Origin of the sequence: Streptomyces sp. A0958, assembly GCF_004795035.1 — a bacterium.
Lineage (GTDB): Bacteria > Actinomycetota > Actinomycetes > Streptomycetales > Streptomycetaceae > Streptomyces.
Map to the genome: position 1 here is coordinate 143,775 of NZ_SSBK01000014.1, position 22,475 is coordinate 166,249.

Genomic DNA, 22,475 nt, shown 5'->3' on the forward strand with positions numbered 1-22,475 from the left:
GTCGCCTCATTCTCCGGAGCGCTTCTCTCCGGATCGTCCGTCCCCGTATGCCGCGTCGAGGGCGCCGGGCAGCGCCCCGAGGAACGCGTCGACCTCCGCGTCCCCGATGGTCAGTGGCGGCATCAGCCGCACGACATCGGGTGCGGGTGCGTTCACCAGGAGGCCGGCTCCCTGAGCCGCCTGCTGCACCTGGGGCGCAAGGGGCTCGGTGAGCACGATACCCAGCAGCAGACCGGAGCCCCTGACATGGGAGACCAGCGGGTGGTTCAGCGCCTCCACACCGTTGCGGAGGCGTTCGCCGAGCAGCTTCACCCGGTCCAGCGCGCCGTCGGCGGCCAGGGTGTCCAGGACCGCGAGACCGGCGGCGCAGGCGACCGGGTTGCCGCCGAACGTCGTGCCGTGCTGGCCGGGCGCGAGCAGGTCGGCCGCGGGGCCGAACGCGACCGCCGCGCCGATCGGCAGTCCGCCGCCGAGCCCCTTGGCGAGGGTGACGACATCGGGCTCGACGCCCTGGTGGGCCTGGTGCTCGAACCAGGTGCCGCACCGGCCGATGCCGGTCTGCACCTCGTCGAGGACGAGGAGGGTGCCGGTGGCCCGGGTGATCTCCCGGGCGGCCTCCAGGTAGCCCCCGGGCGGGACGACGACGCCGTTCTCGCCCTGGACCGGCTCGATGATCACCAGTGCGGTGTCAGTGGTCACGGCGGCCCGCAGCGCGTCCACGTCGCCGTACGGGACGTGCGTGACGTCTCCGGGCAGCGGGGTGAAGTCCTCGCGCTTCTTGGGCTGGCCGGTGAGCGCGAGGGCGCCCATGGTCCGGCCGTGGAAGCCGCCGTCGGTGGCGACCATGTGGGTGCGCCCGGTCAGCCGGCCGATCTTGAACGCGGCCTCGTTGGCCTCGGCGCCCGAGTTGCAGAAGTAGACCTTGCCGGTGCGGCCGAAGATCGACAGGAGCCGTTCGGCGAGCGCGACGGGCGGTTCGGCGACGAACAGGTTGGAGACGTGGCCGAGGGTGGAGATCTGGGCGGTGACCGCCTCGACGACGGCGGGGTGGGCGTGGCCCAGGGCGTTGACCGCGATGCCGCCGACGAAGTCCAGGTACTCGGTGCCGTCGGCGTCCCACACCCGGGCGCCCTCGCCGCGCACGAGGGACAGCTTCGGGGTGCCGTAGTTGTCCATCAGCGCCTGCTGCCAGCGCTGCGAGAGTTCGGCGTTCGTCATGATTCCCCCTGCGCGTCGGGCACGACCATCGTGCCGATTCCCTCGTCGGTGAAGATCTCCAGCAGGATCGAGTGCTGGACCCGGCCGTCGATGACGCGGGCCGTCTCCACCCCGTTGCGTACGGCGTGCAGGCAGCCCTGCATCTTGGGCACCATGCCGCTGGAGAGTTCCGGCAGAAGCTTCTCCAGCTCGGTGGCGGTGAGCCGGCTGATCACGTCGTCGCTGTTGGGCCAGTCCTCGTACAGCCCCTCCACGTCCGTGAGGACCATCAGCGTCTCGGCGTCCAGCGCGGCGGCGAGTGCGGCGGCCGCGGTGTCGGCGTTGACGTTGTAGACGTGGTTGTCGTCGGCGGAGCGGGCGATGGAGGAGATGACCGGGATGCGGCCGTCGTCCAGCAGGGCCTGGATGGCGCCGGTGTCGATGGCGGTGATCTCGCCGACCCGGCCGATGTCGACGAGTTCGCCGTCGATGGTGGGCCGGTGCTGTACGGCGGTGATGGTGTGGGCGTCCTCACCGGTCATGCCGACGGCGAGCGGCCCGTGCTGGTTGAGCAGGCCGACCAGCTCCCGCTGGACCTGGCCGGCGAGCACCATCCGTACGACGTCCATCGCCTCGGGCGTGGTGACGCGCAGGCCGGCCTTGAACTCGCTGACCAGGCCCTGCTTGTCGAGCTGGGCGCTGATCTGCGGACCGCCGCCGTGCACGACGACGGGCTTGAGGCCGGCGTGCCGCAGGAAGACGACGTCCTGGGCGAAGGCCGCCTTCAGCTCCTCGTCGATCATGGCGTTGCCGCCGAACTTGATGACGACCGTCTTGCCGTTGTGCCGGGTCAGCCAGGGCAGGGCCTCGATGAGGGTCTGCGCCTTCGGGAGTGCGGTGTGCTTCCGCGCGGCGCTCATGAGCTGTACGCGCTGTTCTCGTGGACGTAGTCCGCGGTGAGGTCGTTGGCCCAGATGACGGCCGACTCGGTCCCCGCGGCGAGGTCGGCGGTGATCCGGACCTCACGGAAGCGCATGTCGACGAGGTCGCGGTCCTCGCCCACCGAGCCGTTGCGGCAGACCCACACGCCGTTGATCGCGACGTTCAGCTCGTCCGGCTCGAAGGCGGCCCTCGTCGTGCCGATGGCGGACAGCACCCGGCCCCAGTTGGGGTCCTCGCCGTGCAGGGCGCACTTGAGGAGGTTGTTGCGGGCGATGGAGCGGCCCACCTCGACGGCGTCGTCCTCGGTCGCGGCGTTCACGACCTCGATCCGGATGTCCTTGGAGGCGCCCTCGGCGTCCCCGATGAGCTGCCGGGCCAGGTCGTCGCAGACGGTACGGACGGCCTCGGCGAACTCCTTGTGCTCCGGGGCGATCCCGCTGGCCCCGGAGGCCAGGAGCAGCACGGTGTCGTTGGTGGACATGCAGCCGTCGGAGTCGACCCGGTCGAAGGTGGTGCGGGTGGCGTCGCGCAGGGCGGCGTCGAGTCCGGGGGCGTCCACGTCGGCGTCGGTGGTGAGCACGACGAGCATGGTGGCCAGGCCCGGGGCGAGCATGCCGGCGCCCTTGGCCATGCCGCCGACCGTCCAGCCCTCGCCGCCGGCGACGGCGGTCTTGTGCACGGTGTCGGTGGTCTTGATGGCGATGGCGGCCTTCTCGCCGCCGTGCTCGCTGAGGGCGGCCGCGGCCTTCTCGATTCCCGGGAGCAGCTTGTCCATGGGCAGCAGGAGGCCGATGAGCCCGGTGGAGGCGACGGCGATCTCGCCCGCGCTGTGGCCGTCCAGCACCTCGGCGGCCCTCTCGGCGGTGGCGTGGGTGTCCTGGAAGCCCTGCGGGCCCGTACAGGCGTTGGCCCCGCCGGAGTTGAGGACGACGGCGGTGACCTCGCCGCCCTTGAGGACCTGCTGCGACCACAGGACGGGGGCGGCCTTGACGCGGTTGGAGGTGAAGACGCCCGCGGCGGCGCGGCGCGGACCGTTGTTGACCACGAGGGCCAGGTCCGGGTTGCCGTTCTCCTTGATTCCGGCGGCGATGCCCGCCGCCGAGAACCCTTGTGCTGCCGTGACGCTCACGGTGCGACTCCGATCGTGGAAAGACCTGTGTCCTCGGGCAGTCCGAGGGCGATGTTCATGGACTGCAGGGCGCCGCCCGCGGTGCCCTTGGCGAGGTTGTCGATGGCGCTGACCACGATGACGCGGCCGGCCGCCTCGTCGTACGCGACCTGGATCTGCACGGCGTTGGAGCCGTACACGGCGGCGGTGGCGGGCCACTGCCCCTCGGGCAGCAGATCGACGAACGGCTCGTCCGCGTAGGCCTTCTCGTAGGCGGCGCGTACGGTCTCGGCGCTCACCCCCGGCTTCGCCTTCGCGCTGCACGTGGCGAGGATGCCGCGGGGCATGGGCGCGAGGGTCGGCGTGAAGGACACGGTGACCGGCTCGCCGGCCGCGGCGCTGAGGTTCTGGATCATCTCGGGCGTGTGCCGGTGGACGCCGCCGACGCCGTACGGCGACATGTTGCCCATCACCTCGGAGCCGAGCAGGTGCGGCTTGGCCGCCTTGCCGGCGCCGGAGGTCCCGGACGCGGCGACGATCACGGCCTCCGGCTCGGCGAGCCGCGCCGCGTACGCCGGGAACAGGGCGAGCGAGACGGCGGTCGGGTAGCAGCCGGGCACCGCGATGCGCCTGCTCCCCGCCAGGGCGGCCCGCCCGCCGGGCAGCTCGGGCAGTCCGTAGGGCCAGGTCCCGGCGTGCGGCGATCCGTAGAATTTCTCCCAGTCGGCGGCGTCGCGGAGGCGGAAGTCGGCCCCCATGTCCACCACGAGGACCTCGTCACCGAGCTGCTCGGCCACGGCGGCGGACTGCCCGTGCGGCAGCGCGAGGAAGACCACGTCGTGCCCGGCGAGCACGTCGGCGGTGGTCGGCCGGAGGACCCGGTCGGCCAGGGGCCGCAGGTGCGGTTGCAGGGCGCCGAGGGGCTGGCCCGCGTTGGAGTTGGCGGTGAGGGCGCCGATCTCCACCTCGGGGTGGACGAGCAGCAGACGGAGCAGTTCCCCACCCGCGTAACCGCTCGCTCCCGCCACTGCTGCACGTACCGCCATCAAAAAGCCTCCTCGTCGATGGCATGACTATACGCAGTGATGCACTTTTATGCAAAGAATCTGTGTGGTGTATGCCCGCTCAGGTGCGATCGAGCGCTTCCGGCTGGAGACGTGCCGCCGTCCGGACGAGGTCGGCGACGGCCCTGGACCGGCTGTGCGACGGCCAGGCGATCACGGTGGTGACCGCCGGTGCGTCCAGCACCGGAACGGCCGCGAGATCACCGGGAAGTTGGGCTCGGCACGACTCCGGTGAGACCGCGCAGGCACGGCCGAGCGAGACGAGCTGCAGCAGCTGCGCGTGGTCGCGGACCTGTGGGCCGGGGCCGGGCGGGTAGCTGCCGTCGGGATCGGGCCAGCGCGGCAGGGGCAGGCCCGGCAGCGCCGCGATATCGGCCATGTGCACATGGGCCCGGGCGGTGAGCGGGTGCCCGGACGGCAGGATCACCACCTGGCCCTCCGTGCCGAGCTCCTCCGTGTCGAACCCGGCCGTCGAGTCGAACGGCCGGTGCAGCAGCGCCACGTCGGCCCGGCCGTCACGCAGGAGTCGCCCCTGCTCGGCCGGGCCGCACAGGATGACGTCGACGGGGGCCGCGCCGGGTTCGGCGGCATACGCGTCGAGCAGTTTCGCCAGCAGCTCTCTGGACGCACTGGCCTTCGTGACCAGGACCAGGTCGGGGCGGCCGGTCGCGGAAAGGGCGGCGCGGCGGGCGCGGCGTTCCGCGGCGTCGACCGCGTCGAGGGCTGCCCGGCCCTCGGCCAACAGCACCCCGCCGGCCTCGGTGAGCGAGACGGTGCGGCTGGTCCGGTCCAGCAGTGCCGCCCCGAGCCGGCGTTCGAGCTGCTGGATCGCCCGCGACAAGGGCGGCTGGGCGATCCCGAGCCGCTGCGCGGCGCGCCCGAAGTGCAACTCTTCGGCGACAGCGACGAAATAGCGCAGTTCCCGGGTCTCCATAGCGCCACGGTACCCCGATCAATACCCTGCCGGTATCGATTGCCACCCCATTGGTCTTGGACCCCCACCGGGCTCCGAGGGCAGCATGGTCTTCATGAGCGAACGAACGATTGCGCTGGTCACCGGCGCGAACAAGGGAATCGGCTACGAGATCGCAGCGGGCCTGGGCGCCCTCGGCTGGAGCGTCGGCGTCGGCGCCCGCGACGATGAGCGCCGCGGGGCCGCGGTGGAGAAACTGCGCGCGGCCGGCGTCGACGCGTTCGGCGTACCACTGGACGTGACCGACGACGCGAGTGCGGCCGCCGCCGCACGGCTGATCGAGGAGCAGGCCGGGCGCCTCGACGTGCTCGTCAACAACGCGGGCATCACCGGCGGCATGCCGCAGGAGCCCACCCGGGTCGATCCCGACGTCATCCGGACGGTCGTGGAGACCAACGTCATCGGCGTCATCCGCGTGACCAACGCGATGCTGCCGCTGCTGCGCCGCTCCGCCTCACCGCGGATCGTGAACATGTCCAGCAGTGTCGGCTCCCTCACCCGGCAGTCGGGGACCGCGACTGAGCAGACGACGGGTCCGGTGGCCGTGGCGTACGCGCCGTCGAAGACGTTCCTGAACGCCGTCACCCTCCAGTACGCCAGGGAGCTGAGTGGTACGAACATCCTGATCAACGCCGGCTGCCCCGGCTACGTCGCGACCGACCTCAACGGCTTCCGCGGCGTGCGCACCCCCGAACAGGGTGCGGCGATCGCCATCACACTCGCGACCCTGCCCGACGACGGCCCGACCGGCCAGTTCTTCGAGGACGCGGGCGTGGTGCCCTGGTAATGGGCACGGTCGGCGTCGGCCGGCGGATGGGGCGGCTTCGCCCGGGCGTGCCCTGCGCACCGCGCGGGCGTCGCCGACCGTCCTCGCATGCGCGTACCGCCGTGCTCGGTCACCTCAAGCACCGTCGCAACGGTTGAGCAGGGCCCGGGCCTCGGTGGTGCGGCGATGGGTCGGGCCGAAGGAGGCCAGGCAGGCATCGTGAGCGCTCACGGCCCGGACCCGGGCCTCGGCATCACGGCCCAGCCCCAGGAGGGCGGTGGCCGCGACAAGCTCCACGGCGCCGGCCTCCTGCGACGAAGGCTCCGCGTGCCGCCGGCCGCCGTCGCACATCCGGACACGCGTGCGAGAACTCCTCCCCTAGGATGGCCCCATGGCTACGATCAGGCAGGTCCAGGTGACCTTCGACTGCGCGGACCCGGAGCGTGTCGCGCGTTTCTGGTGCGAGGTGCTGGGGTACGTCGCACCGCCGCCCCCGGAGGGGTTCGCCTCGTGGGACGACTACAACGACTCGCTGCCGCCCGAGCGCCGCAACGCCGGGTTCGCGTGCTCCGACCCCACCGGGGCGGGTCCGCGGATGTACTTCCAGCGCGTCCCCGAGGGCAAGGTCGTCAAGAACCGGGTCCATCTCGATGTGCGGGTGGGTACGGGGCTCGTCGGCGAGGAGCGGGTCGCCGCGCTGGAGGCGCAATGCGCGCGGCTGGTCCCGCTGGGCGCGACGCGTGTCCGGCTGCTGGTCGCCGACGAGGAGAACGAGTCGTGCCTGGTGATGCAGGACGTCGAGGGCAACGAGTTCTGCCTCGACTGACGGCTGGTGCCCGTTCCTCGCTCGCCCCGTCTCGGGCAGGACCGGCACCATGACCACGCCCCCGGCCCCGCCGCCCTCTACCCGACGTCGCGGCGCACGGCAGCCTCGCCGCCGCGCTCCGGGCCGTGGCGGCGGGCCGCCTCGATGCCGTCCCCGTCACTTCCTACGGCTCCGAGCCGCTGCTCCACGCAGCGGTCGGCACGACGCTGTCGCACCGCGAGCCGATGGGGATCAGCGCCTGGCGGTTCGAACGGAAGTGGCGTATCAGCGGAACGGACGCCTTCCAGTCCCTGCCCCTGGTCGGCGGCGAGACGAACGACCTGGCACAGGTCGCGAGGGCGGCGCGGGCCTGGCACGACGGGGCGTCCCTGGCGGACATCCGCGAGGCGGCCCCCTTCGCGCACCCCACCGGCCGGTTCGAGGTGCCCGGCCTCGACCCCGTACGCCTCACGGAGTCGGAGTGGCAGGGCAAGCGCCAGGAGGCGGCCGAGCTGGAGTACGTGTGGGCCCCGGCGTACCGGTCCCTGATCGAGACGGCGTACGCCGAGCCGGCGCTCCGCGCGCTCTACCCGTTCACCAGACATTGGGCGCTGCGCTTCTCCGCCACGACCCGCCCCGCCCTGAAGGTGGTCGGCCCGTGCCTGGCCGCGGGCGGCGGCGGTGTGTTCGGGGTGGGGCGCGGACCCCTTACCAGTGATCTCGGCGAATTCACCACCGCCGAGGAGGCGGTGGCCTGCGGCCATCGCCCAACTGCCGCCGGGCCTGGGGCCGTTGGCGCTCGGCGGGACGCCCCGGGCGCCGGAAGCGCCGGCTGCGGGTTTCGGCGGGCCGGAGCAGCAGCCGGGCTGAGGAAAGGTACCGGAGCGTCCACCGGCGGCGTCCGGCCGGCCGCGTACCCTCACGCCCATGTCAGCGTCTGCCCCCGGTCCCCGTCTGCCGCCCATGTCAGCGTCTGCGTCTGCCCCCGGTCCCCGTCTGCATCGCGTCGCCGTCCTCGTGCTCGCCGGTGCGAAGCCGCTCGACGTCGGGATTCCCGCCCAGGTGTTCACGACCCGGGCGAGCATGCCGTACGAGGTGCGGGTGTGCGGGGCGGCGCCCGGGCTCGTCGCCGGGGGTGACGGGCTGGCGTACTACGTCACGCACGGGCTCGACGCGCTCGGCTGGGCGGACATCGTGTTCGTGCCCGGTTACCGGCTGCCCGACCGGGACGACCCGCCCCCGGCCGTGATCGACGCACTGGTCGCCGCACACGAGCGGGGGGCGCGGCTGGCCGCCATCTCGACCGGGGCGTTCGCGCTGGCCGCGACCGGGCTGCTCGACGGGCGGCGGGCCACGACGCACTGGCACTACACGCGGGCGCTCGCCGCGAAGTACCCGCTGGTCCGGGTCGACGAGAACGTGCTGTTCGTCGACGAGGGCAGCGTGCTCACCTCGGCCGGTGCCGCCTCCGGGATCGACCTCTGCCTGCACGTGCTGCGCGGCGACCTCGGAGTGGCCGCCTCCAACTACGCGGCCCGGCGGCTGGTCGCGGCCCCCTACCGCAGCGGCGGCCAGGCGCAGTACGTGCCGCGCAGCGTGCCCGAGCCGCTGGGTGAGCGGTTCGCCGCCACCCGCGAGTGGGCGCTGCACCGGCTCGGAGAGCCGTTGACCCTCGACGCGCTCGCCCGGCACGCGGCGGTGTCGCCCCGGACCTTCTCGCGGCGCTTCGCCGAGGACACCGGCTACACGCCGATGCAGTGGGTCATGCGCGCCCGCGTCGACCTGGCCCGCGAACTTCTCGAACGCTCCGAGCGGGGCGTCGAGCAGATCGCCGCCGACGTCGGCCTCGGCACCGGCGCCAATCTGCGCCTGCACTTCCAGCGCATCCTCGGCACCACGCCGAGCGAGTACCGGCGCACCTTCGCCCAGGGCGAATAGGGGCATACAGCCCTTCGGCGCGCCTGGCGAGATCCTTACGGACCATGGCGATCACGCCGCTGTCTTGGGTGGCCGCCCGGCGCGATGGTGGTGGGGAAGAGAGAAGGGACATCTCACATGACTCGCATCGCCATCAACGGATTCGGCCGCATCGGACGCAACGTGCTGCGCGCGCTGCTCGAACGCGACAGCGACCTCGACATCGTCGCCGTCAACGACCTCACGGAGCCCGCCACCCTGGCCCGGCTGCTCGCGTTCGACACCACGGCCGGCCGGCTGGGCCGCCCCGTCACCGTGGACGGCGACACCCTCGTGGTCGACGGCCGCCGCATCAAGGTGCTCGCCGAGCGGGAGCCCGCGCGACTGCCCTGGGCCGAACTCGGCGTCGACATCGCCCTGGAGGCGACCGGCCGCTTCACCTCCGCCAAGGCCGCCCGCGCCCACCTGGACGCCGGTGCGAAGCGGGTGCTCGTCGCCGCGCCGTCGGACGGTGCCGACGTGACACTCGCGTACGGGGTCAACAGCGACGCGTACGACCCCGAGCTGCACACGATCGTGTCGAACGCCTCCTGCACCACCAACGCGCTCGCCCCGCTGGCCTCGGTGCTGGACGACCTCGCGGGCATCGAGCACGGCTTCATGACGACCGTGCACGCCTACACGCAGGAGCAGAACCTCCAGGACGGCCCGCACCGCGACGCCCGCCGCGCCCGTGCCGCCGGGGTCAACATCGTGCCGACCACGACCGGCGCCGCCAAGGCGATCGGGCTCGTGCTGCCCCGTCTGGACGGCAAGCTTTCGGGCGACTCCATCCGCGTGCCGGTCCCGGTGGGCTCGATCGTCGAGCTGAACACGACGGTGGCGCGCGACGTGACCCGTGACCAGGTGCTGGAGGCGTACCGCGCCGCGGCGCGGGGCCCCCTGGCGGGCGTCCTCGAATACTCCGAGGACCCGCTCGTCTCGGCCGACATCACCGGCAACCCGGCCTCCTCGATCTTCGACTCGGCGCTCACCCGGGTCGACGGCCGCCACATCAAGGTGTCCGCCTGGTACGACAACGAGTGGGGCTTCTCGAACCGGGTGATCGACACGCTCACCCTGCTGGCCGGCAGCTGAGCAGGCGCGGGGCCGGGTGCGGGGGCGGCCACGGACCGCCTCCGCCGGGCCCCGACTCCTTTTCCCTCGCGCCGAGTTCACCTTCCGTTCGCCGGGCAACCTTCTCCGGTTCGCGGCTGTCTCCCATGTGAGCCCTCACACCTCGTACGCCATTGGCTCCGCGTACGCGACCAAGGAGAGTTCTGTGGGCATTCGCACCATGCTGACCGTGACCGTCTGTGCCGCGACGGCGCTGTCCTGCGGCACGGCCGTCGCGGCGCCCGGCGGCGGGCACGCGGGTACGGCCGGGGGAACGGCAACCACCACCGTGCGGGAGGACTTTAACGGGGACGGCTACCAGGACGTCGTCGTCGCGGCCCCCGCCGCCGCTGTCGACGGCCACGAGTGGGCGGGGTACATCACCGTCGCCTACGGCTCCGCACAGGGCCTGAGCACCGCGCACACGACCGTCATCGACCAGAACACGCCCGGTGTGCCGGGCGAACCCGAGAACGGCAACAGCTTCGGTTCCCGGCTGGTCGCCGAGGACCTCGACCACGACGGCCTGACCGACCTGGCGCTGTACGCCAACGAATGGCTGACGTCGCCGAACAACTCCGGCTCGGTGATCGTCCTGTGGGGCCGCACCGGCGGCCTCACGGGACAGGGCGCCGTGCGGCTGGCCGCTCCGCCCGACACCGAGGTGGGGAACAACCTCACCGCCGGCGACTTCGACGGCGACGGCAACACGGACCTGATGCTGGACCACGGCGGGGAGTACGAGGAACGCAGCGTGCTGTACGGGCCGTTCGACCGGTCCGGGGCACCCGCCCGCGAGCAGCTGGTGACGATGTTCGACACGGACAACTACATGGGCACCACGGCCGTGGGCGACTTCAACGGCGACGGCATCGACGACCTGTGCACCACCTACGCGTACGAGGAGCACTCCGAGGGCGCCAAGCTGTGGCCGGGTACCCCCAGAGGCCTGTCGCCGGTCTCCACCCCGCTCCCCGGCGCCTCGGCCCTCGCGGTGGGTGACTTCGACAAGGACGGCAAGGACGACCTCGCCACCCGCGTGGTACCGGGCGACATCGTGGAGGACTTGCCCACGGACCCGGGCACCGTCAGGATCTACTACGGCTCCGCGTCCGGTCCCAGCACGACCCGGACGAAGACGATCACCCAGGACACCGCGGGCGTGCCCGGGGTCAGCGAGAAGGGCGACCAGTTCGGCGCCCGGCTCAGCGCGGGCGACGTCAACGGCGACGGTTACGCCGACCTCGCGGTGGGTGTGCCGTTCGAGGGCATCGGGACGACCAGGGCGGCGGGCGCCGTGGTGCTGCTGAAGGGCGGCCCCGGCGGTCTGAGCGGCACCGGTTCGCAGGCCTTCCACCAGGACACCGCGGGCGTGCCGGGCGTGGCGGAGACCGGTGACCACTTCGGCGGTTCGGTGCGACTGCTCGACGTCGACGGGGACGGCAGGGCGGATCTGATGGCCGGTGCGCCAGGTGAGAACCTGGAGGCGATCGTGGACGGCGGTGCCGTGTGGTCCCTGCGCGGCACCTCCTCGGGGCTGACCGCGAAGGGCGCCTTCGCCTTCAACCCGGTCGACCTGGGTGCCCTCGCGAAGAAGTCCGGGTTCGGCTGGAACCTGTCCAACGACAACGGGCCGAGTCTCGGCTGGTGAGCCGCCTGGCCTCGGCGAGCGGGCCGTCCGGCCTCGGCGAGCGGGCCGTCTGCGGGTGAGCCCGGACGGCGTGTGGGTGGCCCCCGTTCCGTACGCACGGGACGGGGGCCACCCACAGGCGGTCGACCGGGCGGTCAGGAGCGGGGGTCCTGCGCCTTCGCCTCGCGTTCGGCGTTCCGCTCCTTGATGCGGACGTTCTCCTTGCGGACGTCCGCCTGGGTGGTGCGCTCCTTCCGCAGCCACTCCGGGTTGTCCTGCTTCAGCGCGTCGATCTGCTCCGTGGTCAGGGGCTCCGTGATCCCGCCGCGGGCGAGGCCCGAGATGGAGATGCCCAGCTTGGACGCGACGACCGGGCGCGGGTGCGGGCCGTTGCTCCGCAGGTCGCGCAGCCACTGGGGCGGATCGGCCTGGAGGGCCGCCAGCTCGGCGCGCGAGACGACACCGTCCTGGAATTCGGCGGGGGTGGCCTCGAGGTACACACCCAGCTTCTTCGCCGCCGTCGCGGGCTTCATGGTCTGGGCGGTCTGGTGGGACTTCATGGTGTCAAGGGTATCCAGCGCGTGCGGTGCCTCCGACCACGACCGGTAACCTGGCGGGGTGACAGGCCCGGAAGCATCCCCTTCGTTCCGGCTGGCGTACGTCCCCGGAGTGACGCCCACCAAGTGGGTGCGGATCTGGAACGAGCGCCTGCCCGGCATCCCCCTGAACCTCGTCCCGGTGCCCGCCACCGAGGCGCAGGACCTGCTGCGCGCCGACGGGGCCGACGCCGGGTTCGTCCGGCTGCCGGTCGACGGCACGGACCTCAGCGCGATCCCCCTCTACACCGAGACGACCGTCGTCGTGATCCCGAAGGACCACGTGGTCGCGGCCGTCGAGGAGCTGTCCCTGGCGGAGCTGGCCGACGAGATCGTGCTGCACCCGCAGGACGACACCCTGGTCTGGGAGCGGCTGCCCGGCCGCCCGGCGATCGAACGGCCGGCGACCACGGCGGACGCCATCGAGCTGGTGGCGGCGGGGGTGGGTGTCCTCGTCGTCCCGCAGTCGCTCGCCCGGCTGCACCACCGCAAGGACCTGACGTACCGCCCGCTGTCGGACGCTCCCGAGTCGCGCATCGCGCTGTCGTGGCCGCAGGAGAAGACCACCGACCAGGTGGAGGACTTCATCGGCATCGTGCGCGGGCGGACCGTGAACAGCTCGCGGGGCCGCGGCACGGCGTCCGTCGACCAGCCGAAGACGAAGGCGAAGGCGAAGCACGCCGAGAGCGGCGGAGCGCGGCGGAGCGCGGCGGCTGGGAAGGGCTCCCGCAGCGGTTCGGGCGGTGCCGGTGGTTCCGCGGGAGCCAAGGGGGCCAAGGGCGCGCGCGGAGCCAAGGGCGGCGCGGCGGCCAAGCGCGGCAAGCCCCGCCGACGGCCGTAGCGAGGCGGTCCGGGCGCGATTGTCAGACCCTGCTGGCAGCATCGGTGACCATGACGCACACCGCACGCCCGATGCCGCCCCTGGACGCCGACGAACGCACCGGCCTGGAGAGCTGGCTCGACTTCTACCGGACCACCGTGGCCGTGAAATGCGACGGCCTCACCGACGAGCAGGTGAGCCGCGCCTCCGTACCGCCGTCGTCCCTGACGCTGATGGGGCTCGTCCAGCACCTCGCGGAGGTCGAGCGGAACTGGTTCCGCCGGGTCCTGACCGGCGAGGACGTGCCGTCGGTGCACGGCGGGCCGGCCGGTTCCGAGGGCCATGACGGAGGGTTCGAGCTCGCCGCGGGCGCCACCTTCGCCGGCGCCCGCGCGGCCTGGCAGGAGGAGATCGCCGTGTCCCGCGCGGTGTGCGCCGAGCGGGCGCTGGAGGACTCGGCGCCCTTCATGGGCGGCGAGGTGAATCTCCGCTGGATCTACCACCACATGATCGGCGAGTACGCCCGCCACAGCGGTCACGCCGACCTGCTGCGCGAGCGGATCGACGGGAGCACCGGGGTCTGAGGCCCGGCCCGCCGCACCGAGCGGTGTTTCGGCGCCCGGGCGTCGGGGCGGTCCGGGAAGATGTCAGGATGGTTCCATGACGAGTCAGGTTTACTTCGACATCACCATCAACGACGAGCCCGCCGGGCGGATCGTCTTCAATCTGTTCGACGACGTCGTTCCCCGTACGGCCGAGAACTTCCGCCAGCTGGCGACCGGCCAGAACGGCTTCGGCTACAAGGGTTCCTCCTTCCACCGGGTCATCCCCGACTTCATGCTCCAGGGCGGCGACTTCACCCGCGGCGACGGCACGGGCGGCAAGAGCATCTACGGCGCCAAGTTCGAGGACGAGAACTTCAAGCTGGCGCACACCAAGCCCGGCCTGCTCTCCATGGCCAACGCCGGCCCGAACTCGAACGGCTCGCAGTTCTTCATCACGACCATCGTGACGTCCTGGCTGGACGGCAAGCACGTCGTCTTCGGCGAGGTCGCCGACGAGGACAGCATGATCCTGGTCAAGCGGATCGAGGGTCTGGGCTCGCAGAGCGGCCGCACCAAGGCGAAGGTCACCATCGCCGACTCCGGGATTCTCTGATCCCACGCCCCGCACCCCTCGGCTGACAGCCGACCGGACGCGCCGGACGACGTACACCGTCGACCGGCGCGTTCGTCATTCGCGGACAGGACAGGGACAGGACAGGGACAGGGGCAGGGAGGACACCGGGGGATCAACGCACTGTCAACCGATAGTTGACAGTGCCGTACTGTCAACTTACGGTTGACACATGACGAATCCCGTAGGTCCGACGCATCCCGTCCGTCTCGACGACCTCATCGCAGCTATCAAGAAGGTCCACCCCGACGCCCTCGACCAACTCCAGGACGCCGTCATCGCCGCCGACCACCTCGGTGACGTGGCCGACCACCTGATCGGCCACTTCGTGGACCAGGCCCGCCGCTCCGGCGCCTCCTGGACCGAGATCGGCAAGAGCATGGGGGTGACGCGGCAGGCGGCCCAGAAGCGCTTCGTGGCCAAGGACCCCGGCGAGGGTTCCGACCTCAACCCGAGCCAGGGCTTCGGCCGCTTCACCCCGCGCGCCAAGAACGTGGTCATGGCCGCACAGAACGAGGCCCGGGCCGCGTCCAACACCGAGATCGGCACCGAGCACCTGGTCCTCGGCCTGCTCAGCGAGCCGGAAGGGCTCGCGGCGGCGTTCATCAGGGCGCAGGGCGTGGTGCTGGACTCCGTCCGGCAGGCCGCCACCGAGGCGCTGCCGCCGGCCGCGGACGGCGAGATCCCCGAGCTGATCCCGTACAACGGTGACGCCCGCAAGGCGCTGGAGCTCACCTTCCGCGAGGCCCTGCGGATGGGGCACAACTACATCGGCACCGAGCACATCCTGCTCGCCCTGCTGGAGCACGAGGACGGCTCGGGCGTGCTCAGCGGTCTCGGCGTCGACAAGGCGGCCGCCGAGCGGGGCATCGCCGAGGCGCTCTCGCTCCTGGTCGCCGCCCAGGAGCCGCCCGCCCCCGGGAGCGCGGACCAGGAGGCCCCCGGCCAGGAGGGGTGACCTCCGTAACGGAGGTGGAACCGCACCGGCGGCCGACGCGTCCCGTCGGCCGCCGGTCTTCCCGCCTCAGCGCACCCCGGTCTCCAGCCGCAGGGACCAGCGGTGCGGCAGACCGATGAGCGTGACGGTGGAGAGCGGGCTGACGTCGACGTTCCAGTACGAGGACGGCGGGGCCTTCAGCGCGTAGACGAGGGCGGCCCGGACGACCGCCGGTTCGGCGACGGCGACGATGGCGCCGTCGCAGGCGGGGCGGGTGTCCAGCCAGCCGCCTATCCGCGTGATGAACGCGAGCAGCGGTTCGCCGCCGTGCGGCGCGGAGCGCGGGTCCGCCAGCCAGGCGTCGACGGCCGCCGGTTCGCGCGCCGCGACATCGGCGAGCGTGCGGCCCCGCCACCGCCCCATGTCGCAGTCGCGCAGCGCCGGCTGGACCAGCGGGTGGAAGCCGAGCGCATCGCCCGTGGCGCGGCTGCGCGGGGTCGGTGAGCAGTAGCGCAGTTCGGCGGCGCCCAGGGGCACCAGGGCCGGGGCGGCGAACCGCACCGCGTGCCAGCCGGCCTCGTCGAGCGGCCGGTCGTCGTCGAAGCGCTCGGCGAGCAGGGAGGAGCTGCGCGCTGCGGCGACGAGCGAGACGCGAACACCCATGGGCGGATCGTGGAGCCGATCGCGGCCCCGGTCAAGAGTTCCGCCGCACGCCCGTACGACAAAACCCGCGATCAGCCACCGGGCGGTGAGGCGGCCGGGGTGCCCTCCCAGGCGGTACGCAGCCGGCGCACGCCCTCGGCGATCTCGGCCGGTCCGGCGACGGAGACGAAGCTCAGCCGGATCTGCGGCGAGGGGGGCTCGGCGCTGAAGTAGGGCCGTCCCGGCGCGACGGCCACCCCGGCGCGCAGCGCCGCCTGGACCATGGCGGACTCGTCCGTCCCGGCCTCGGTCCCGGGCAGGCGCAGCCAGAGGAAGCCGCCGCCCACCGGGATGTGCGGCAGCCCGAGCCCGGGCAGCGCCTCGCGCAGCGCCGCCGTCATCGCCGTACGCCGGGCCCGGAGTTCGGTCGATACGGAACGCAGGTGGCGGCCCCAGGCGGGCGAGCCGACCAGTTCGAGCGCGGCCTCCTGGAGCGGCCGGGGGACGAAGAAGCTGTCGACGATCTGGATGCCGCGCAGCCGTTCCAGGGCCGGGCCCCGGGCGGCGAGCGCGCCCACGCGCAGGCTGGGCGAGGCGGCCTTGGTGAGGGAGCGGGTGTGGACGACGACTCCGTCGGGGTCGTCGGCGGCCAGCGGCCGGGGCAGCGCGCCCGCGTCGTCGTGGGCGAGGAGGCGGGCGAAGTCGTCCTCGATGACGAAGGCCCCCGCCTCCCGTGCGATCCGGACGACTTCCGGGCGCCGGGCCTCGGACAGGACGGTGCCGGTGGGGTTCTGGAAGAGGGGCTGGCACACGAAGACGCGGGCACCGGTGGCGTGGAAGGCCGCGGCGAGCAGGTCGGGGCGCACACCGTCGGAGTCCACGGGGACGGGTACCGGGCGCAGCCCCGCGGCCCGGGCGGCCGCCAGCATGCCGGGGTAGGTGGGCGACTCCACGAGCACGGGGGCGCCGGGCGGGGCGAGCGCCCGCAGCGCGGTGGCCAGGGCGCTCTGGCCGCCCGCGGTGATCAGCACGTCGGCGGCGCCGAGCGCGGGGCCGATGTCGCGGGCGAACCAGGCGCGCAGTTCGGTGAGCCCGTCGATGGGCGGGCGGCTCCAGGCGCCGGGGCGGCGGCCGGCCCGGGTCAGGGCGGCGGCGAGGGCGCGTTCGGGCTGGAGCGAGGCGTGCAGGTAGCCCCCGTTGAACTCGATGACGCCGGTGGGCGGGGCGACGAGGCTGACCAGGAGGCCGGACACGTCGACGGTACGGGGCAGCGCCTCGGGGCCGCCGTCGCCGCTGAGCGAGACCTCCTGCCAGGAGGTGTCGCCGGCCGGGGGCGCCGCGTCCGCGAGGGGCTGGGCCCGGTAGGCGCCGGAGCCGGGGCGGGTGACGACGAGCCCTTCGGCGGCGAGCTGGGCGACGGCCCGCGACACGGTCACCGGACTGGCCCGAAACCGTTCGACCAGGGCACGACTGGAGGGCAGCTTCTCGCCCGGAGAGTAGCGGTTCAGTTCCGTCCGCAGGGCCGTGGCCAGCTCCGCCACACTGCTACGCTCATACATGAGAGCAGAGGATAGCGCTACTTCACAGGTCACGATAGCGGTCCCGCCCGTCGAAGGCGGCCCCGGGCAGCCCGTCGAGACGGGTTCCCGGCGCGGGACGCTGCTCGCCCTCCTGGGCGTGGTGACGTTCTCGCTGACCTTCCCCTCCACCGCGTGGGGCCTGGAGAGCTTCGGGCCCTGGTCCCTGGTGGCGTTGCGCAGCCTGCTGGCGGCGGCGCTCTCGGGCGGGCTGCTGCTGGCGGCCCGGGTGCGGGTGCCGGCCCGGGAGCACTGGGCGGGCCTGGCCGTGGTGGCGGGCGGTGTGGTGGTCGGCTTCCCGCTGCTGACGACGCTGGCACTGCGGACGTCCACGACCTCGCACGCCGCGGTGGTGGTCGGGCTGCTGCCGCTGACCACGGCGGTGTTCTCCTCGCTGCGGACCGGGGCGCGCCCGCCCCGCGCGTTCTGGGTGGCGGCGGTGGCCGGGGCCGTCGTGGTGATCGCCTTCACCGTGGCGCAGAGCGGCGGGGCGCTGTCCGCCGGTGACGCCTTCCTGTTCGGCGCGCTGCTGGTGTGCGCGGCCGGATACACCGAGGGCGGCAGGCTGGCGAAGGCGATGCCGGGGTGGCAGGTGACCGGCTGGGCGCTGATCCTCACGCTGCCCCTCGCGCTGACGGGGGCCGCCGTCGCGCTGGTGTACGAGCCGGTGCGGCCGACCGTGCACGGGGTCGTCGGACTGGTCTGGGTGTCGGCCGTCTCGACCTTCCTCGGCCTGTACGTCTGGTACCGGGGCATGGCGGAGATCGGGGTGGCCCGGGCCAGTCAGCTCCAGCTCGCCCAGCCGCTGCTGACCCTGTTCTGGTCGTTCTTCCTGCTGGGTGAACAGGTCGCGACGGCGGCGCCGATCGCCGCCGTCGCGGTCCTGGTATGCATCGCGCTCACCCAGCGCGCGGGGGCCGGTCGGTCCTAGACTGTTGAGCACGGAACGCCACCCCGTGAGGAGGTCACTCCCGATGGAGGCACACACGGGCGACCGGCTGCTGACACACGGCAGGACCGTGGGTCAGCACGACCGGGTCGCGGAGATCGTCGAAGTGCTCGGGGACGGGGGCACTCCCCCGTACCGCGTCCGTTTCGACGACGGACACGAACATCTGCTCGCACCGGGCCCCGACACCGTCGTCCAGCACACGGGCTGCGCGTCGGGCCGGGACGCGGACATCACCTGACCGTCAGCGCGGCGGCCTCGCGCGCGTTCGGTAGTGGTCGGCGACCACCCGTTGCATCGCGCCGATCCGGTCCGTGACCACGCTCTTCGCAGAGAAGTAGGCATGGCCGCGGACCTGGTCGTGCTGTGCGGCGAGGTCGATGTGCCGGGACAGCTCCGCCGGGTCCTGCCAGGCGGCGGGCTGGGCGGAGTCGCCGCACTTGTACAGGGCCTCACCGATGAAGAGGTCGACGCCGGTGCCGCGTACCACGTCGGACCACCAGGGCACGAGCACGGCGTAGTCGGCCGCCGCGTAACCGATGTTCCAGTAGACCTGCGGGCAGACGTAGTCGATCCAGCCCTTCTTGATCCAGCCGCGGGTGTCGGCGTACAGGTCGTCGTACGTCTCCACACCCGCCCTGGTCGGTGAGCCGGCCGGGTCGGTGTCGGCGTTGCGCCATACGCCGAAGGGGCTGATCCCGAACCGCACGTCCGGCTTGATCGCCTTGATGCGTTCGGCGGTCTCGCGCACCAGCTTGTCCGTGTTGTCGCGCCGCCAGGCGGCCTTGTCGGAGAAGCCCGCGCCGTACTTCTCGTAGGCCGCGCCGTCCGCGAAGGTCTGGCCGGCCACCGGGTACGGGTAGAAGTAGTCGTCCCAGTGCACCGCGTCGATGTCGTAGCGGCGGACCGCGTCGAGCATCGCGTCCCGCACGAAGGTGCGGACCTCGGGCAGGCCCGGGTTGTAGTAGAGCTTGCCGCCGTAGGGCAGGACCCAGTCGGGGTGGCGGCGGGCCGGGTGGGCGGCGGCCAGCTTCGAGGGGTCGGTGTGGTTGGCCACCCGGTACGGGTTGAACCAGGCGTGCAGTTCGAGCCCCCGGCCGTGCGCCTCCTGGACCGCGGTGCCCAGCGGGTCCCAGCCGGGGTCCTTGCCCTGCACCCCGGTCAGGCACTGGGCCCACGGCTCGTACGGGGAGGGCCACAGGGCGTCGGCGGACGGGCGGACCTGGAGGATCACCGCGTTCAGCTTCCGCTCGACGGCCGCGTCGAGGTACGCGATCAGCTCGGCCCGCTGCGCGGCGGCGGACAGACCGGTCCTCGAAGGCCAGTCGGTGTTGGCGACGGTCGCCACCCACATGCCGCGCAACTCGCGCCGCACCACATCCCGCCGGCCGGCCGGTCCCGGGCGGCCCTGGGCCCGCCGGGGCGCCGCGACGGCGGCGTCACCGGCCACGGTGGCCGCCCCCACCACCCCGGCGACCGTCCCGGCAGCGCCGGTCACAAAACCTCTTCGGGCCATTCCTCGCATCGCGCCGCACCTGCCCTTTCTCCGCACTCGCTCATATCCCCGCAACCAGGGCACAGATCCGAGCATGCACGCCCCGGCCCGCGATCCCCGGTAAGTGACGGAGTAACGTCGTGGAGTCGTGGTGGAGCCCGGAATCAGACGGAAGCCGCCGAACGGAGAACAGCGAGAGGCACGAGGTGACGGACTCTATGGCCGACATTGCACGCGTCGGAGTGGTGGGCTGCGGCCAGATGGGCGCCGGCATCGCGGAGGTGTGCGCCCGCAGCGGCCTCGACGTCAAGGTGGCCGAGACGACCGGCGAGGCACTGGAGATCGGCCGCACCCGGCTCCACAACTCGCTGTCGAAGGCGGCCGAGCGCGGCAAGATCACCACGGAGGAGCGGGACGAGACGCTGGACCGCCTCAGCTTCACCACCGACCTCGGCGAGTTCGCCGACCGTGACCTCGTCATCGAGGCCGTCGTGGAGAACGAGCAGGTCAAGACCGAGATCTTCCAGGTACTCGACCAGGTCGTGACCCGCCCGGACGCGATCCTCGCCTCCAACACCTCCTCGATCCCGCTGGTGAAGCTGGCCGTCGCGACCTCCCGCCCGGACATGGTCATCGGCATCCACTTCTTCAACCCGGCGCCGGTGCAGAAGCTGGTCGAGCTGATCCCCGCGCTGACCACGTCGGACGAGACGATCGCGCGTTCCGAGGCCGTGGTGCAGGACGTACTGGGCAAGCACCCGATCCGCGCCCAGGACCGCTCCGGCTTCGTCGTCAACGCCCTGCTGATCCCGTACCTGCTCTCCGCGATCCGGATGTTCGAGTCGGGCATCGCCAGCCGCGAGGACATCGACAACGGCATGGAGATGGGCTGCGCCCACCCGATGGGCCCGCTCAAGCTCGCGGACCTGATCGGCCTGGACACCGTGGCCTCGGTCGCCGACTCGATGTACGCCGAGTACAAGGAGCCCCTGTACGCCGCTCCCCCGCTGCTCCAGCGGATGGTGGACGCGGGCCGGCTGGGCCGGAAGTCGGGGTCGGGGTTCTACCCGTACGCGTGACGGCTCGCCTGCGGGCCCGGCGCTCGCGCCGCCGGGCCCGCCAGGACACGTTCCCCGAGGTAAGGACCGTGTGCGGCCCCGAAGGGCCTCTTCTTCTACTGCCGACCCGGTGCCCTGCCGGAGCGCTACGGAGCGACTGCGCGGATGCGCGAGCCCGAAGCCCTGAGCCTTTCAGCGCTGTCGCAGCCTTCCGTGCCTGTACTGCGAAAACTCCCTCGGATGTCCCTCCGACAGAGCTGAAAGTCCCTGAAAAGTCCCTGGCGACTCAGACCCGGGACCTACGCATTGCGAGTACGCGAGCGATCCTGACACACCGTGCGCGGGAGTGCCGCCAGATGTCGTTTCGCCTGGTCAGACGGCCCTAGCTAGGGGCGCTCATGTTGTCCCGTGTCGGCACGTCCAGAGGGGTCCGCGCCCCCTTCGCCCTCACTGACTCCGCGACGGCCCCCTCCTGGCGGTGCGGCGACTCACCACAACTGTCCGCGCCTGGGGAAGCAGGGGCACTGCAGTTCGGCGGCTCGTTGGCTCACAGAGTCGACGTGGTCCGCGTTGCGGCAAATACATGCGCCCCGTGTGCCGCAGGGACGTGCTCGGGCTGGATACCCTGAGGCGGGTGATCGGACCAGCCGAGCAGCAGGATGCGCGTCAGCATCGGCGGGTCGAGTTTGCCCCGACCTGACGCGGCGCGGCTACCGGCGGCCAGGATAAGGAAAGTGGCCGCGCTAACCGGCCGGGAACACTGCCCCGTGCTGACGCGGCTGCCCATTTTGACTACCGGACTTCCGTTGAGACCGGATGAAGGAAGAAGAGGCACTGGGCCGCGTTGAATTCGCGCACCTCAGCGATGAAGCGGAACTTGTCGCCTACGCCGACGGTGGCGGGGATCTTCTTGCCGGTCAGGTGCAGGTTCCCGGTGTTGACGTCCTCGTACTTGAAGGCCGGGCCGATCGTCGTGTTCGCCCCCTCGTCGCCTGGGCCCAGAAGGAAGTCGTAGCGGGTCTCGTAGTCACCATGGGGCGCCATGTGCCTGATCGAACCGTTGAACGCGACCGTCTGGCCCTCATACCCGGTCGCGAAGTCCAGGTTCGCGTCGTCGCACGAGTCCGCCTTCAGCAATGCCGCGAACTCCGGGTTCTTCTCAGGCGTGATCACCTCGGCGGCAGCAGACTCGGCCGCGGTCGGCATCGGCGTAGTGGAAGGCTTCTCGCTCGCAGCAGTCATCGACTTGCGTGCATCGTCCTTCTTCCCATCTCCGTCACTGAGCGCAGAGGCAGCGCCGATGACGATGGCCAGGATCACAAGAACGGCGGCTGCCGAGCCGATCAGGAGCCACGGCTGCGGCTTCTTCGGCCGACGGAATTTGAGAGTTGAGCGAAGCATGACCTGGGTCTGTTCAATGAGCTCCCATCCATCCTTCTCCATCTTCGAGATCGCCAAGCCGCCTGTGCCGCGAACTGTCTGCACGGTCTTATGCTCGTACTTGATCTCGTCGGCCATGCGGCTCCGCGCCCCCTAAATGAGGCTCTCCTGCCGTATGTGTGGGTCATCTTGTTGTGGGTTGGCGGCCGGGGAGGGTGGGTTTGTCTCCGGCGAGGGTGAGCATGACGAGGGCGATGATCGCGTCGGCGGTGTGGAAGCCGAAGCCGC

Annotated in this window: 24 protein-coding genes and 1 pseudogene; 13 read left to right on the forward strand and 12 right to left on the reverse strand. The window is 72.0% G+C overall.

Annotated elements, in window-relative coordinates:
- Positions 1-6: 6 nt before the first annotated feature.
- The 5 genes from E6P78_RS16805 to E6P78_RS16825 form a co-directional block, all read right to left on the reverse strand.
- Positions 7-1,218: an acetylornithine transaminase gene (locus E6P78_RS16805; protein ID WP_136204398.1), complete on the reverse strand. Its 1,212-nt coding sequence runs from the start codon at positions 1,216-1,218 to the stop codon at positions 7-9.
- Positions 1,215-2,117 (reverse strand): acetylglutamate kinase, encoded by a 903-nt coding sequence (gene argB / locus E6P78_RS16810; protein WP_136204399.1) that lies wholly within the window; start codon positions 2,115-2,117, stop codon positions 1,215-1,217. Before argB ends, E6P78_RS16805 begins: the two co-directional genes overlap by 4 nt.
- On the reverse strand, positions 2,114-3,268 hold the full coding sequence (gene argJ / locus E6P78_RS16815; RefSeq protein WP_136204400.1) for a bifunctional glutamate N-acetyltransferase/amino-acid acetyltransferase ArgJ: 1,155 nt from the start codon (positions 3,266-3,268) through the stop codon (positions 2,114-2,116). The genes argB and argJ overlap by 4 nt, the downstream gene beginning before the upstream one ends.
- Positions 3,265-4,293, reverse strand: coding sequence for an N-acetyl-gamma-glutamyl-phosphate reductase (gene argC / locus E6P78_RS16820; RefSeq protein WP_136204401.1), 1,029 nt, complete (start codon positions 4,291-4,293; stop codon positions 3,265-3,267). Before argC ends, argJ begins: the two co-directional genes overlap by 4 nt.
- A 79-nt stretch (positions 4,294-4,372) precedes the next feature.
- A complete protein-coding gene (locus E6P78_RS16825) occupies positions 4,373-5,245 on the reverse strand; it encodes a LysR family transcriptional regulator (RefSeq protein ID WP_136204402.1) in 873 nt (290 codons plus the stop codon).
- 94 nt (positions 5,246-5,339) lie between these two features.
- On the opposite strand from E6P78_RS16825, the gene E6P78_RS16830 reads away from it, so the two are divergent.
- Positions 5,340-6,071, forward strand: a complete 732-nt coding sequence (locus tag E6P78_RS16830; protein WP_136204403.1) for an SDR family oxidoreductase — start codon at positions 5,340-5,342, stop codon at positions 6,069-6,071.
- A 114-nt stretch (positions 6,072-6,185) separates the two neighbouring features.
- Here the strand turns inward: E6P78_RS16830 and E6P78_RS32785 are convergent, their stop codons facing one another.
- The gene (locus E6P78_RS32785) at positions 6,186-6,347 is read right to left on the reverse strand and encodes a hypothetical protein (protein ID WP_168712635.1); all 162 of its coding nucleotides are present in this window, start codon (positions 6,345-6,347) and stop codon (positions 6,186-6,188) included.
- A 94-nt stretch (positions 6,348-6,441) separates the two neighbouring features.
- Between E6P78_RS32785 and E6P78_RS16835 the strand changes: the two genes are divergently transcribed.
- The gene (locus E6P78_RS16835; protein ID WP_136204404.1) at positions 6,442-6,876 is read left to right on the forward strand and encodes a VOC family protein; all 435 of its coding nucleotides are present in this window, start codon (positions 6,442-6,444) and stop codon (positions 6,874-6,876) included.
- Between the two features lie 163 nt (positions 6,877-7,039).
- On the opposite strand, the gene E6P78_RS32790 is transcribed toward E6P78_RS16835, so the two are convergent.
- Positions 7,040-7,255, reverse strand: coding sequence for a hypothetical protein (locus E6P78_RS32790; RefSeq protein WP_168712636.1), 216 nt, complete (start codon positions 7,253-7,255; stop codon positions 7,040-7,042).
- A 121-nt stretch (positions 7,256-7,376) separates the two neighbouring features.
- Here E6P78_RS32790 and E6P78_RS33430 point away from each other — a divergent pair.
- The 4 genes and pseudogenes from E6P78_RS33430 to E6P78_RS16855 form a co-directional block, all read left to right on the forward strand.
- A pseudogene (locus E6P78_RS33430) lies at positions 7,377-7,565 on the forward strand (DUF6193 family natural product biosynthesis protein); the annotation flags it as partial.
- A 253-nt stretch (positions 7,566-7,818) separates the two neighbouring features.
- Positions 7,819-8,793 carry a helix-turn-helix domain-containing protein gene (locus tag E6P78_RS16845; protein WP_136204405.1) on the forward strand — a complete coding sequence of 325 codons (975 nt, stop codon included), beginning with the start codon at positions 7,819-7,821 and terminating at the stop codon, positions 8,791-8,793.
- 117 nt (positions 8,794-8,910) lie between these two features.
- The gene (gap, locus tag E6P78_RS16850) at positions 8,911-9,909 is read left to right on the forward strand and encodes a type I glyceraldehyde-3-phosphate dehydrogenase (RefSeq protein WP_136204406.1); all 999 of its coding nucleotides are present in this window, start codon (positions 8,911-8,913) and stop codon (positions 9,907-9,909) included.
- Between the two features lie 184 nt (positions 9,910-10,093).
- Positions 10,094-11,578, forward strand: a complete 1,485-nt coding sequence (locus tag E6P78_RS16855; protein WP_240799234.1) for an FG-GAP-like repeat-containing protein — start codon at positions 10,094-10,096, stop codon at positions 11,576-11,578.
- A gap of 134 nt (positions 11,579-11,712) precedes the next feature.
- Here E6P78_RS16855 and E6P78_RS16860 read toward each other — a convergent pair whose 3' ends face one another.
- On the reverse strand, positions 11,713-12,117 hold the full coding sequence (locus E6P78_RS16860) for a DUF5997 family protein (RefSeq protein ID WP_136204407.1): 405 nt from the start codon (positions 12,115-12,117) through the stop codon (positions 11,713-11,715).
- 58 nt (positions 12,118-12,175) lie between these two features.
- Between E6P78_RS16860 and E6P78_RS16865 the strand changes: the two genes are divergently transcribed.
- The 4 genes from E6P78_RS16865 (at position 12,176) to E6P78_RS16880 (ending at position 15,107) form a co-directional block, all read left to right on the forward strand.
- The gene (locus E6P78_RS16865) at positions 12,176-12,994 is read left to right on the forward strand and encodes a LysR substrate-binding domain-containing protein (RefSeq protein ID WP_136204408.1); all 819 of its coding nucleotides are present in this window, start codon (positions 12,176-12,178) and stop codon (positions 12,992-12,994) included.
- A 50-nt stretch (positions 12,995-13,044) separates the two neighbouring features.
- Complete coding sequence (locus tag E6P78_RS16870) at positions 13,045-13,557, forward strand: DinB family protein (protein ID WP_136204409.1); 513 nt, start codon at positions 13,045-13,047, stop codon at positions 13,555-13,557.
- A gap of 76 nt (positions 13,558-13,633) precedes the next feature.
- Complete coding sequence (locus E6P78_RS16875) at positions 13,634-14,131, forward strand: peptidylprolyl isomerase (RefSeq protein ID WP_136204410.1); 498 nt, start codon at positions 13,634-13,636, stop codon at positions 14,129-14,131.
- Between the two features lie 190 nt (positions 14,132-14,321).
- A complete protein-coding gene (locus E6P78_RS16880) occupies positions 14,322-15,107 on the forward strand; it encodes a Clp protease N-terminal domain-containing protein (protein ID WP_136204411.1) in 786 nt (261 codons plus the stop codon).
- A 66-nt stretch (positions 15,108-15,173) separates the two neighbouring features.
- On the opposite strand, the gene E6P78_RS16885 is transcribed toward E6P78_RS16880, so the two are convergent.
- Together E6P78_RS16885 and E6P78_RS16890 are read right to left on the reverse strand one after the other, a co-directional pair.
- Entirely contained in the window at positions 15,174-15,749 is a 576-nt protein-coding gene (locus E6P78_RS16885; protein ID WP_136204412.1) for a histidine phosphatase family protein, read from the reverse strand.
- A 71-nt stretch (positions 15,750-15,820) separates the two neighbouring features.
- Positions 15,821-17,287 carry a PLP-dependent aminotransferase family protein gene (locus E6P78_RS16890; protein ID WP_136204413.1) on the reverse strand — a complete coding sequence of 489 codons (1,467 nt, stop codon included), beginning with the start codon at positions 17,285-17,287 and terminating at the stop codon, positions 15,821-15,823.
- Between E6P78_RS16890 and E6P78_RS16895 the strand changes: the two genes are divergently transcribed.
- Both E6P78_RS16895 and E6P78_RS16900 read left to right on the forward strand, forming a co-directional pair.
- Complete coding sequence (locus tag E6P78_RS16895) at positions 17,286-18,236, forward strand: DMT family transporter (RefSeq protein WP_136204414.1); 951 nt, start codon at positions 17,286-17,288, stop codon at positions 18,234-18,236. The genes E6P78_RS16890 and E6P78_RS16895 overlap by 2 nt on opposite strands.
- A 43-nt stretch (positions 18,237-18,279) precedes the next feature.
- Complete coding sequence (locus tag E6P78_RS16900) at positions 18,280-18,495, forward strand: DUF1918 domain-containing protein (protein ID WP_136204415.1); 216 nt, start codon at positions 18,280-18,282, stop codon at positions 18,493-18,495.
- A gap of 3 nt (positions 18,496-18,498) precedes the next feature.
- On the opposite strand, the gene E6P78_RS16905 is transcribed toward E6P78_RS16900, so the two are convergent.
- On the reverse strand, positions 18,499-19,752 hold the full coding sequence (locus tag E6P78_RS16905; protein ID WP_136204416.1) for a family 10 glycosylhydrolase: 1,254 nt from the start codon (positions 19,750-19,752) through the stop codon (positions 18,499-18,501).
- 215 nt (positions 19,753-19,967) lie between these two features.
- On the opposite strand from E6P78_RS16905, the gene E6P78_RS16910 reads away from it, so the two are divergent.
- Positions 19,968-20,828, forward strand: coding sequence for a 3-hydroxybutyryl-CoA dehydrogenase (locus E6P78_RS16910; RefSeq protein ID WP_136204417.1), 861 nt, complete (start codon positions 19,968-19,970; stop codon positions 20,826-20,828).
- Positions 20,829-21,599: 771 nt separating this feature from the next.
- Here the strand turns inward: E6P78_RS16910 and E6P78_RS16915 are convergent.
- On the reverse strand, positions 21,600-22,325 hold the full coding sequence (locus E6P78_RS16915) for a DUF4839 domain-containing protein (RefSeq protein ID WP_136204418.1): 726 nt from the start codon (positions 22,323-22,325) through the stop codon (positions 21,600-21,602).
- Positions 22,326-22,475: the final 150 nt, after the last annotated feature.